The organism is Enterobacter sp. BNK-34 (genome assembly GCF_048684445.1).
Classification (GTDB): Bacteria; Pseudomonadota; Gammaproteobacteria; order Enterobacterales; family Enterobacteriaceae; genus Enterobacter; species Enterobacter pseudoroggenkampii.
In genome coordinates, this window is the sequence record NZ_JBLQUA010000001.1 from 2,072,189 (window position 1) to 2,084,315 (window position 12,127).

The window sequence follows — 12,127 nt, forward strand, 5'->3', positions numbered from 1 at the left end:
TCGACGATTGGAACAGGCTGAAACACCAGCCTGACACAAAAAAAGTGGTTTAGTTTACCAGTGTGGCAAAGATGCCAAAAGAGAGGAGAACAAAATTACCTGGGTTCAAGGGCAAACACTTCAAAACCTGCCCCGGTGGCGCGCCAGCGAACGTTAAAATCAAGCAGCCAGACGGCGTATGATTTTCCTGCTTCCTCTTCTTTACGGTAGGCCGGCCGCGGGTCCTGTGCCAGAACTTCGGTGATGAAATCCCGTAAGCGAGGATAGCGTTTCTCCAGTTGACCGAGCTGCGCGGTTATCTCAGGCGTAAAATAAACAGGCATGTCCGCCTGCGGTGCGTCCTGAGCATAACTTGCACGCGCGTCCGGGAGGGCTTCGGCGAAGGGCAAATAGGGTTTGATGTCGATAACCGGCGTGCCGTCGACCAGATCCAGGCTACCTAACTCCAGTATCACCCGATCTTTCTGGCAGCGTATGCCTTTCAGTTCAACCAGCGACATGCCAACCGGATTTGGGCGGAAGGTCGAGCGCGTTGCAAACACGCCCATTCTCGCATTTCCACCAAGACGAGGAGGGCGCACGGTAGGACGCCAGCCGCCTTCCATCGTCTGGTGAAACACGAATACCACCCATAAATGGCTGAAAGCCTCGAGCCCGCGTACCGCATCGGCCTGATTGTAAGGCGCAATCAGGTGAAGCTCACCGCGTCCGCTGGTGACAAGACCGGGCTGGCGGGGGACGGCGAACTTCTCTTTATAGGGAGAGTGGATAACGCCTATCTGCTCGAACTGAAATGCACTCATTTCGCCGTGATGTTCAACGCAGAACCGATGCAAACCGCCTGACGGTAGCAACCCGGAGTGCCGCTGGTGACTTCGCAGCTGTGCAGCAGGACCGCGTTAGCTTTCATTTTTGCGGCATTGATCTGCATGCGTTTACGCGCTGTCGGAATATTCGGTGGTGAGTCCTGATTGGACGCCTGACAGGAATCGCCGCTTACTTCGCCCAGTTCACGGAACGGTTTACCGACGAGTTCGTCCGCTTTCGTGATAATGCGAACTGGCGCAGGGCGAAGCACTTTTGGTTTCGCAGGCTCTGTTTTTGGCGGGGTTGCCGTGCTTTGAACGGGTTCAACGGGAGATCTGCTTAGCATTGAACAGCCGCTCAGCATGAGTGCTAAAAGACAGATCGGTAAAGCACGCATAATATTTCCTCAATGGATAATCAAAACGTCAGATATTGAATCAGTTGACTGCACAAATGACAAGACGGGCATAAGCCCGTCCTGATGATATTACACTGAGGTGAGATTACCAGCCTTTAACAGCGCCACCGTTAAACACTTTGTTGGCTTCCTGGTAAACTTCATCAGACTGATAAGCCTGAACGAATTTCTTCACGTTTTCCGCGTCTTTATTGTCTTCGCGAGTCACGATCAGGTTAACGTACGGGGAATCTTTATCTTCAACGAAGATACCGTCTTTGGCTGGCGTCAGGCCAATCTGGCTGGCGTAAGTGGTGTTGATAACGGCCAGGGCAATTTGGGCATCGTCCAGAGAACGTGGCAGCTGAGGCGCTTCCAGTTCAACAATTTTCAGATTTTTCGGGTTCTCGGTGACATCCAGAACGGTTGGCAGCAGGCCAACACCGTCTTTCAGTTTGATCAGACCCACTTTCTGCAGCAGCAGCAGGGAACGACCAAGGTTGGTTGGGTCGTTAGGCACGGCTACCTGAGAGCCCGGTTGCAGTTCGTCCAGCGATTTAATTTTCTTAGAGTAACCGGCAATTGGATAAACGAAGGTGTTACCGACACCCACCAGTTTATAGCCACGATCTTTGATCTGCTGGTCCAGGTATGGCTTATGCTGGAAGGCGTTCGCGTCGATATCGCCTTTGCTCAGCGCTTCGTTCGGCAGAACGTAATCGTTGAAGGTCACCAGCTCAACGTCCAGGCCATACTTCTCTTTTGCCACTTTCTGAGCAACTTCCGCAACCTGCTGTTCTGCACCCACGATAACACCCACTTTAATGTGGTTTGGATCCTTTTCGTCCTGACCGCAACCCACCAGTGCCAGAGAGCCGATCAGCGCGCCTACTGCTGCAAAGGTCTTTAATTTAAACGCCATGTTTTATCCTTAACTCGTAGAGTTTGTGTTGTGTGTAACGTTATTTGTGAGTAACGGTCCGGACGATGCGATCGCCAGAGAACTGGATTAAGTAAACCAGAACAACCAGCAATACCAGAACGGTATTCATCACGGTAGCGTTATATCCAATATAGCCGTACTGGTAACCAATCTGACCTAAACCGCCCGCGCCAACTGCACCACCCATTGCCGAATAACCGACCAGGGTGATGAGCGTGATGGTTGCCGCATTCACCAGGCCTGGCAGTGCTTCCGGGAGCAGGACTTTGCGCACGATCTGCATCGGTGTTGCGCCCATCGCGCGGGAAGCTTCGATCAAACCGGTTGGAATTTCCAGCAGGGCGTTTTCCACCATACGGGCGATAAACGGCGCAGCCCCCACGGTCAGCGGAACGATCGCTGCCTGCAGACCGATAGACGTTCCGACGATCACGCGGGTAAACGGAATCATCCACACCAGCAGAATAATGAAGGGGATAGAACGGAAGATGTTCACCAGCGCAGAGAGCGTACGGTACAGTTTCGCGTTCTCAATGATTTGACCCGGACGCGTTACGTACAGCAATACGCCGACCGGCAGGCCAATCACAAAACCAAAGAAGCCAGAGACAAAGGTCATTGCCAGCGTTTCCCAAACGCCGCGAACCAGCAGCCACATCATCGGCTCAGACATAACCCAGTACCTCTACTTTTACATGGTGTTCTTGCAGCCAGGCAATCGCGGCCTGGGTTTCTTCTTGTGTGCCGTGCATTTCTGTCAGCATGATGCCGAACTTCACGCCACCGGCGTAATCCATCTGCGCGCTGATGATGTTGTTGTTCACGTTAAAGCGACGCGCGGTTTCGGAAAGCAGGGGGGCATCAACGGACTGACCGGTGAACTCCATGCGCAGCATCGGGACGCTGTCTGCGGTGGGTTCGGTTTTCAAACGCTCCAGATAGTCTTCCGGAATATCCAGATGCAGGGTGGACTGGATGAACTGCTGTGCCAGCGGCGTCTTCGGATGCGAGAACACTTCACTTACCGTGTCCTGCTCGATCAGTTCACCGTTGCTGATGACCGCCACGCAGTCGCAGATGCGTTTCACCACGTCCATCTCGTGCGTAATAAGGAGGATCGTCAGGCCCAGGCGACGGTTAATGTCTTTCAGCAGTTCCAGAATCGAACGCGTGGTGGCCGGATCCAGTGCGCTGGTGGCTTCATCACACAGCAGTACCTTAGGATTGCTTGCCAGCGCGCGGGCAATGGCCACACGCTGTTTTTGCCCACCGGACAGATTTGCCGGGTAGCTATCATGTTTATCGCCCAGACCCACGAGGTCGAGCAGCTCGGTGACGCGACGCTTCACTTCTTCTTTCGGCGTGTTATCCAGCTCAAGCGGTAAGGCAACGTTGCCGAACACGGTGCGGGAGGCCAGCAGGTTAAAGTGCTGGAAAATCATGCCAATCTGACGACGCGCTTTGGTGAGTTCTTTTTCTGAAAGGGCGGTAAGTTCCTGGCCGCCAACTTCTACGCTGCCCTGGGTTGGGCGCTCAAGCAGGTTAACACAACGGATCAGCGTGCTTTTACCTGCACCCGATGCGCCAATGACGCCATAAATTTGACCAGCAGGAACATGCAGACTGACGTTGTTCAGCGCCTGAATGGTTCGGTTCCCCTGCTGGAACACTTTGGTGATATTGGAAAGTTTAATCATTAGATTATTTTTATCGTATGTAAGTTAGCCGTGGCATTTTCTTCTGCCAGATACGGGTGATGACCGTAAACAAAACGGATGTTAAGGCATCCAGACGTCTAAATCAATCCAACTCTGTACGATGAGCACTTTATTGCGCTGCGATTCATGAGATACTAGTCGAACATGCCTTTTTCAGGAGCAAACCGGTGGCAAAATCAGTACCCGCAATTTTTCTCGATCGTGACGGCACTATTAATGTGGATCACGGTTATGTCCATGAGATTGATGAGTTCGAGTTTATCGAGGGCGTAATAGATGCCATGCGCCAGCTGAAAGAGATGGGCTATGCGCTGGTAGTTGTAACGAACCAGTCCGGTATTGCACGCGGTAAATTCACCGAAGCGCAGTTCGAGACGCTGACGGAATGGATGGACTGGTCGCTGGCCGACCGCGGCGTGGATCTCGACGGCATCTATTATTGTCCGCACCACCCGCAGGGAACGGTAGAAGCGTATCGACAGACCTGCGACTGCCGTAAGCCGCATCCGGGGATGTTCATCTCTGCGCAGGAGTTCCTGCACATTGATATGTCTGCTTCTTATATGGTGGGCGATAAACTGGAAGATATGCAGGCAGCAGCAGCAGCAGGTGTAGGGACCAAAATATTAGTCCGCACCGGTAAGCCAGTAACGCCAGAAGCAGAAAATGCAGCGGATTGGGTGATTAATAGTCTGGCCGATCTGCCAAAAGAGATTAAAAAGCACCATAAATAGCCTTTTTGGCGAAAAGATGAGCGGTTGAAATAAAAATGCATTTTTCCGCTTGTCATTCCTCGGCGGCCCCCTATAATGCGCCTCCATCGACACGGCGGATGTGAATCACTTCACAAACAACCCGGTCGGTTGAAGAGAAAAAATCCTGAAATAACGGGTTGACTCTGAAAGAGGAAAGCGTAATATACGCCACCTCGCAACGGTGAGCGAAAGCCGCGTTGCACTGCTCTTTAACAATTTATCAGACAATCTGTGTGGGCACTCAAAGTGACATGGATTCTTAATGTCTTCGGACAATAAATGAATACCAAGTCTCTGAGTGAACATACGTAATTCATTACGAAGTTTAATTCACGAGCATCAAACTTAAATTGAAGAGTTTGATCATGGCTCAGATTGAACGCTGGCGGCAGGCCTAACACATGCAAGTCGAGCGGTAGCACAGAGAGCTTGCTCTCGGGTGACGAGCGGCGGACGGGTGAGTAATGTCTGGGAAACTGCCTGATGGAGGGGGATAACTACTGGAAACGGTAGCTAATACCGCATAACGTCGCAAGACCAAAGAGGGGGACCTTCGGGCCTCTTGCCATCAGATGTGCCCAGATGGGATTAGCTAGTAGGTGGGGTAACGGCTCACCTAGGCGACGATCCCTAGCTGGTCTGAGAGGATGACCAGCCACACTGGAACTGAGACACGGTCCAGACTCCTACGGGAGGCAGCAGTGGGGAATATTGCACAATGGGCGCAAGCCTGATGCAGCCATGCCGCGTGTATGAAGAAGGCCTTCGGGTTGTAAAGTACTTTCAGCGGGGAGGAAGGCGGTGAGGTTAATAACCTCATCGATTGACGTTACCCGCAGAAGAAGCACCGGCTAACTCCGTGCCAGCAGCCGCGGTAATACGGAGGGTGCAAGCGTTAATCGGAATTACTGGGCGTAAAGCGCACGCAGGCGGTCTGTCAAGTCGGATGTGAAATCCCCGGGCTCAACCTGGGAACTGCATTCGAAACTGGCAGGCTAGAGTCTTGTAGAGGGGGGTAGAATTCCAGGTGTAGCGGTGAAATGCGTAGAGATCTGGAGGAATACCGGTGGCGAAGGCGGCCCCCTGGACAAAGACTGACGCTCAGGTGCGAAAGCGTGGGGAGCAAACAGGATTAGATACCCTGGTAGTCCACGCCGTAAACGATGTCGACTTGGAGGTTGTGCCCTTGAGGCGTGGCTTCCGGAGCTAACGCGTTAAGTCGACCGCCTGGGGAGTACGGCCGCAAGGTTAAAACTCAAATGAATTGACGGGGGCCCGCACAAGCGGTGGAGCATGTGGTTTAATTCGATGCAACGCGAAGAACCTTACCTACTCTTGACATCCAGAGAACTTTCCAGAGATGGATTGGTGCCTTCGGGAACTCTGAGACAGGTGCTGCATGGCTGTCGTCAGCTCGTGTTGTGAAATGTTGGGTTAAGTCCCGCAACGAGCGCAACCCTTATCCTTTGTTGCCAGCGGTTCGGCCGGGAACTCAAAGGAGACTGCCAGTGATAAACTGGAGGAAGGTGGGGATGACGTCAAGTCATCATGGCCCTTACGAGTAGGGCTACACACGTGCTACAATGGCGCATACAAAGAGAAGCGACCTCGCGAGAGCAAGCGGACCTCATAAAGTGCGTCGTAGTCCGGATTGGAGTCTGCAACTCGACTCCATGAAGTCGGAATCGCTAGTAATCGTAGATCAGAATGCTACGGTGAATACGTTCCCGGGCCTTGTACACACCGCCCGTCACACCATGGGAGTGGGTTGCAAAAGAAGTAGGTAGCTTAACCTTCGGGAGGGCGCTTACCACTTTGTGATTCATGACTGGGGTGAAGTCGTAACAAGGTAACCGTAGGGGAACCTGCGGTTGGATCACCTCCTTACCTTAAAGAACCTGCCTTTGCAGTGCTCACACAGATTGTCTGATGAAAAACAGCAGTAAAAATCTCTGCAGGCTTGTAGCTCAGGTGGTTAGAGCGCACCCCTGATAAGGGTGAGGTCGGTGGTTCAAGTCCACTCAGGCCTACCAAACTCCTTTTAAAGGATGAGCGGTACAGAGATTGCAAAACGATGGGGCTATAGCTCAGCTGGGAGAGCGCCTGCTTTGCACGCAGGAGGTCTGCGGTTCGATCCCGCATAGCTCCACCATCTTTTACTGCGAACACAAGAAAACTTCAGAGTGAACCTGAAAAGGTGCACTGCGAAGTTTTGCTCTTTAAAAATCTGGATCAAGCTGAAAATTGAAACGACACATCTTAAATGGTGTGTTCGAGTCTCTCAAATTTTCGCAATCATGAAGTGAAACATCTTCGGGTTGTGAGGTTAAGCGACTAAGCGTACACGGTGGATGCCCTGGCAGTCAGAGGCGATGAAGGACGTGCTAATCTGCGAAAAGCGCCGGCGAGGTGATATGAACCTTTGACCCGGCGATGTCCGAATGGGGAAACCCAGTGCAATTCGTTGCACTATCGTTAACTGAATACATAGGTTAACGAGGCGAACCGGGGGAACTGAAACATCTAAGTACCCCGAGGAAAAGAAATCAACCGAGATTCCCCCAGTAGCGGCGAGCGAACGGGGAGCAGCCCAGAGTCTGAATCAGCTTGTGTGTTAGTGGAAGCGTCTGGAAAGTCGCAGGGTACAGGGTGATACTCCCGTACACGAAAATGCACAGGTTGTGAACTCGAAGAGTAGGGCGGGACACGTGGTATCCTGTCTGAATATGGGGGGACCATCCTCCAAGGCTAAATACTCCTGACTGACCGATAGTGAACCAGTACCGTGAGGGAAAGGCGAAAAGAACCCCGGCGAGGGGAGTGAAAAAGAACCTGAAACCGTGTACGTACAAGCAGTGGGAGCACCTTCGTGGTGTGACTGCGTACCTTTTGTATAATGGGTCAGCGACTTATATTCTGTAGCAAGGTTAACCGTATAGGGGAGCCGAAGGGAAACCGAGTCTTAACTGGGCGTTAAGTTGCAGGGTATAGACCCGAAACCCGGTGATCTAGCCATGGGCAGGTTGAAGGTTGGGTAACACTAACTGGAGGACCGAACCGACTAATGTTGAAAAATTAGCGGATGACTTGTGGCTGGGGGTGAAAGGCCAATCAAACCGGGAGATAGCTGGTTCTCCCCGAAAGCTATTTAGGTAGCGCCTCGTGAACTCATCTTCGGGGGTAGAGCACTGTTTCGGCTAGGGGGCCATCCCGGCTTACCAACCCGATGCAAACTACGAATACCGAAGAATGTTATCACGGGAGACACACGGCGGGTGCTAACGTCCGTCGTGAAGAGGGAAACAACCCAGACCGCCAGCTAAGGTCCCAAAGTCATGGTTAAGTGGGAAACGATGTGGGAAGGCACAGACAGCCAGGATGTTGGCTTAGAAGCAGCCATCATTTAAAGAAAGCGTAATAGCTCACTGGTCGAGTCGGCCTGCGCGGAAGATGTAACGGGGCTAAACCATGCACCGAAGCTGCGGCAGCGACACTATGTGTTGTTGGGTAGGGGAGCGTTCTGTAAGCCGTTGAAGGTGTGCTGTGAGGCATGCTGGAGGTATCAGAAGTGCGAATGCTGACATAAGTAACGATAAAGCGGGTGAAAAGCCCGCTCGCCGGAAGACCAAGGGTTCCTGTCCAACGTTAATCGGGGCAGGGTGAGTCGACCCCTAAGGCGAGGCCGAAAGGCGTAGTCGATGGGAAACAGGTTAATATTCCTGTACTTGGTGTTACTGCGAAGGGGGGACGGAGAAGGCTATGTTAGCCGGGCGACGGTTGTCCCGGTTTAAGCATGTAGGCGGAGGTTCCAGGTAAATCCGGTACCTTTTAACGCTGAGGTGTGATGACGAGGCACTACGGTGCTGAAGTAACAAATGCCCTGCTTCCAGGAAAAGCCTCTAAGCATCAGGTAACATCAAATCGTACCCCAAACCGACACAGGTGGTCAGGTAGAGAATACCAAGGCGCTTGAGAGAACTCGGGTGAAGGAACTAGGCAAAATGGTGCCGTAACTTCGGGAGAAGGCACGCTGATATGTAGGTGAAGCCCCTGCGGGTGGAGCTGAAATCAGTCGAAGATACCAGCTGGCTGCAACTGTTTATTAAAAACACAGCACTGTGCAAACACGAAAGTGGACGTATACGGTGTGACGCCTGCCCGGTGCCGGAAGGTTAATTGATGGGGTTAGCGGCAACGCGAAGCTCTTGATCGAAGCCCCGGTAAACGGCGGCCGTAACTATAACGGTCCTAAGGTAGCGAAATTCCTTGTCGGGTAAGTTCCGACCTGCACGAATGGCGTAATGATGGCCAGGCTGTCTCCACCCGAGACTCAGTGAAATTGAACTCGCTGTGAAGATGCAGTGTACCCGCGGCAAGACGGAAAGACCCCGTGAACCTTTACTATAGCTTGACACTGAACACTGGTCCTTGATGTGTAGGATAGGTGGGAGGCTTTGAAGCGTGGACGCCAGTCTGCGTGGAGCCATCCTTGAAATACCACCCTTTAATGGCTGGTGTTCTAACGTAGACCCGTGATCCGGGTTGCGGACAGTGTCTGGTGGGTAGTTTGACTGGGGCGGTCTCCTCCCAAAGAGTAACGGAGGAGCACGAAGGTTAGCTAATCCTGGTCGGACATCAGGAGGTTAGTGCAATGGCATAAGCTAGCTTGACTGCGAGAGTGACGGCTCGAGCAGGTGCGAAAGCAGGTCATAGTGATCCGGTGGTTCTGAATGGAAGGGCCATCGCTCAACGGATAAAAGGTACTCCGGGGATAACAGGCTGATACCGCCCAAGAGTTCATATCGACGGCGGTGTTTGGCACCTCGATGTCGGCTCATCACATCCTGGGGCTGAAGTAGGTCCCAAGGGTATGGCTGTTCGCCATTTAAAGTGGTACGCGAGCTGGGTTTAGAACGTCGTGAGACAGTTCGGTCCCTATCTGCCGTGGGCGCTGGAGAATTGAGGGGGGCTGCTCCTAGTACGAGAGGACCGGAGTGGACGCATCACTGGTGTTCGGGTTGTCATGCCAATGGCACTGCCCGGTAGCTAAATGCGGAAAAGATAAGTGCTGAAAGCATCTAAGCACGAAACTTGCCCCGAGATGAGTTCTCCCTGACTCCCTGAGAGTCCTGAAGGAACGTTGAAGACGACGACGTTGATAGGTCGGGTGTGTAAGCGCAGCGATGCGTTGAGCTAACCGATACTAATGAACCGTGAGGCTTAACCTTACAACGCCGAAGATGTTTTGGCGAAGAGACGAAAAATCAAAATTCAGCCTTGATACAGATTAAACAGAATTTGCCTGGCGGCTTTAGCGCGGTGGTCCCACCTGACCCCATGCCGAACTCAGAAGTGAAACGCCGTAGCGCCGATGGTAGTGTGGGGTCTCCCCATGTGAGAGTAGGGAACTGCCAGGCATCAAATTAAGTAGTAAGCCGGTGCATAAATCCGGTGGTTACAAGCAGTCTTCGGTGGAGCGGTAGTTCAGTCGGTTAGAATACCTGCCTGTCACGCAGGGGGTCGCGGGTTCGAGTCCCGTCCGTTCCGCCACTTATTAAAAGCCCTGAGCTAACGCTCAGGGCTTTTTTCTTATCTGACGCTTAATTATTGCGAAATTAGCAAAAATCCTCTGCGTTTTGCGATCTTTTTCTCTATAACACCGCCAGCGATAATCGTCCTCAGTTTACGAACATAACGATTGAGGAATATTATGACTCTCCCTGCATTTGGTCTGGGCACTTTCCGCCTGAAAGACGACGTTGTTATCGCATCAGTTAAAACCGCACTCGAACTGGGCTATCGCGCAGTTGATACGGCGCAGATTTATGAAAACGAAGCTGCCGTTGGACAAGCTCTCGAAGAGAGCGGTGTACCGCGTAATGAGTTGTTTATTACCACGAAAATCTGGATTGAGAATCTCAGCAAAGACAAGCTTATCCCTAGCCTGAAAGAGAGCCTGAAAAAACTGCGTACTGACTACGTCGATCTGACGCTGATCCACTGGCCATCACCAAACGATGCCGTCTCCGTAGAAGAATTCATGCAGGCGCTGCTGGAAGCGAAAAAGCAGGGCTTAACCCGCGAAATTGGGATCTCCAACTTCACCATTCCGCTGATGGAAAAAGCCATTGCTGCTGTTGGTGCAGAAAATATTGCGACCAACCAGATTGAACTGTCTCCATACCTGCAGAACCGCAAAGTCGTAGACTGGGCAAAACAGCACGGGATCCACATCACCTCATACATGACGCTGGCCTACGGTAAAGCGCTGAAAGATGAAGTGATTACGCGTATCGCTGAGAAACATAACGCGACTGCTGCGCAGGTGATTCTGGCATGGGCAATGGGGGAAGGTTATGCCGTGATCCCATCATCAACTAAGCGTGAAAACCTGGCCAGCAACCTGTTAGCAACGGATCTTCAGCTGGATGCTGACGATAAAAAAGCGATCGCAGCCCTGGAGTGCAACGATCGTCTGGTTAGCCCGGAAGGCTTAGCGCCTGACTGGGACTGATATTAACCCCCCTCTGTACTCTAAACCCTCACACAGCTCCTCCGGGAGCTGTTTTTATATGTTCACTCAGGAAGTCAATAAAGGCCCGTATGCGCGTGCTTACCGCTCTGTCACTGTAATACACCGCGCTAAAAGGCATCTCTACCGGCAGACGCTTATCGGCCATTAACTCCACAAGTTCACCGCGCGCAATTTCTTTATCAATCATGTAATCCGATAAACAGGCGATGCCATTCCCGGTAAGGCACAGCTGCTTCAACGTTTCCCCGCTGTTTGAGGATAATCCGCAGGTAATTTCATGAAGTTGACCATCATGACAGGCGACAGGCCAGGTGTTCAGCGACACCGGCTCCGTAAAGCCCAGGCACAGATGCTGCTTCAGTTCTTCAACCGTCTCCGGTTTACCATGTTCAGCAATATACTCTGGTGATGCGATAATTTTGCGGTAGCTGGCAAACAGAGGGCGGGCACGCAAGCTTGAATCGGTCAGGGTTCCTGCCCGGATAGCCACATCCACTTTACGCTCGATGAGGTTGATAAACGTCTCTGAGGAGACCAGCGAGAGCGTCATCTCCGGATAACGTTCGCGGAAAGGTTTAATCAGCGGCATCAGAAAGTGAAGCACCACCGGCGTGGCCGCATCAATGCGCAGTAACCCACGCGGCGTGCTGCGGGTCTCCATAATCTCCGTCTCCGCTGCAGCCATCTCCTGCAGTACCGACTGCACGCGGCGAAAATAACGCTCTCCTTCTTCCGTCAGGCTCAGCTGCCGCGTCGTTCGATTGAGCAGACTCACCCCAAGCTTCATCTCCAGCTTTTTTACCGAGCGGCTGATGGCTGAGTTAGCCTGTCCCAGCTGTTCGGCCGCGCGGCTAAAGCTGCCGCTTTCAACGACGGCGACAAAAATTGTCAGCTCTTCTGACGTTGCTTTCATTGTTGCACCACCCGCAAAATTCTATTGATATTTTGACCATTTTTGTTATTTAAGCACTG

8 protein-coding genes, 3 tRNA genes and 3 rRNA genes are annotated in these 12,127 nt (G+C 52.3%); 8 read left to right on the forward strand and 6 right to left on the reverse strand.

The genetic code is table 11. The features are described from left to right. Positions 1–95 precede the first annotated feature (95 nt). From tsaA to metN, 5 genes are all read right to left on the reverse strand, one after another. Positions 96–803: a tRNA (N6-threonylcarbamoyladenosine(37)-N6)-methyltransferase TrmO gene (gene tsaA / locus ACMGG5_RS09995; protein ID WP_420277806.1), complete on the reverse strand. Its 708-nt coding sequence runs from the start codon at positions 801–803 to the stop codon at positions 96–98. Beyond that, positions 800–1,204, reverse strand: a complete 405-nt coding sequence (gene rcsF / locus ACMGG5_RS10000; protein ID WP_157188634.1) for an Rcs stress response system protein RcsF — start codon at positions 1,202–1,204, stop codon at positions 800–802. The genes tsaA and rcsF overlap by 4 nt, the downstream gene beginning before the upstream one ends. Before the next feature lie 106 nt (positions 1,205–1,310). Next, positions 1,311–2,126 (reverse strand): methionine ABC transporter substrate-binding lipoprotein MetQ, encoded by an 816-nt coding sequence (gene metQ / locus ACMGG5_RS10005; RefSeq protein ID WP_014168729.1) that lies wholly within the window; start codon positions 2,124–2,126, stop codon positions 1,311–1,313. Between the two features lie 40 nt (positions 2,127–2,166). Beyond that, positions 2,167–2,820 carry a methionine ABC transporter permease MetI gene (locus ACMGG5_RS10010; protein ID WP_014168730.1) on the reverse strand — a complete coding sequence of 218 codons (654 nt, stop codon included), beginning with the start codon at positions 2,818–2,820 and terminating at the stop codon, positions 2,167–2,169. Further along, positions 2,813–3,844, reverse strand: a complete 1,032-nt coding sequence (gene metN, locus ACMGG5_RS10015) for a methionine ABC transporter ATP-binding protein MetN (RefSeq protein ID WP_023334590.1) — start codon at positions 3,842–3,844, stop codon at positions 2,813–2,815. The genes ACMGG5_RS10010 and metN overlap by 8 nt, the downstream gene beginning before the upstream one ends. 188 nt (positions 3,845–4,032) lie before the next feature. Between metN and gmhB the strand changes: the two genes are divergently transcribed. From gmhB to dkgB, 8 genes are all read left to right on the forward strand, one after another. Then, entirely contained in the window at positions 4,033–4,599 is a 567-nt protein-coding gene (gene gmhB / locus ACMGG5_RS10020; protein WP_090418968.1) for a D-glycero-beta-D-manno-heptose 1,7-bisphosphate 7-phosphatase, read from the forward strand. A gap of 368 nt (positions 4,600–4,967) precedes the next feature. Next, positions 4,968–6,507: ribosomal RNA gene (locus ACMGG5_RS10025) — 16S ribosomal RNA — on the forward strand. A gap of 69 nt (positions 6,508–6,576) precedes the next feature. Beyond that, a tRNA-Ile gene (locus ACMGG5_RS10030) sits at positions 6,577–6,653 on the forward strand. Between the two features lie 43 nt (positions 6,654–6,696). Continuing rightward, positions 6,697–6,772: transfer RNA gene (locus ACMGG5_RS10035), tRNA-Ala, on the forward strand. Between the two features lie 172 nt (positions 6,773–6,944). Next, positions 6,945–9,848: ribosomal RNA gene (locus ACMGG5_RS10040) — 23S ribosomal RNA — on the forward strand. 73 nt (positions 9,849–9,921) lie between these two features. Continuing rightward, positions 9,922–10,037: ribosomal RNA gene (gene rrf / locus ACMGG5_RS10045) — 5S ribosomal RNA — on the forward strand. The 16S, 23S and 5S rRNA genes sit together here with 3 tRNA genes alongside, the layout of an rRNA operon. A gap of 56 nt (positions 10,038–10,093) precedes the next feature. Beyond that, positions 10,094–10,170: transfer RNA gene (locus ACMGG5_RS10050), tRNA-Asp, on the forward strand. A 160-nt stretch (positions 10,171–10,330) separates the two neighbouring features. Then, positions 10,331–11,134, forward strand: a complete 804-nt coding sequence (gene dkgB, locus ACMGG5_RS10055) for a 2,5-didehydrogluconate reductase DkgB (RefSeq protein ID WP_032646936.1) — start codon at positions 10,331–10,333, stop codon at positions 11,132–11,134. Between the two features lie 28 nt (positions 11,135–11,162). On the opposite strand, the gene yafC is transcribed toward dkgB, so the two are convergent. Then, positions 11,163–12,068 (reverse strand): DNA-binding transcriptional regulator YafC, encoded by a 906-nt coding sequence (gene yafC, locus ACMGG5_RS10060; protein WP_032646938.1) that lies wholly within the window; start codon positions 12,066–12,068, stop codon positions 11,163–11,165. Positions 12,069–12,127 lie beyond the last annotated feature (59 nt).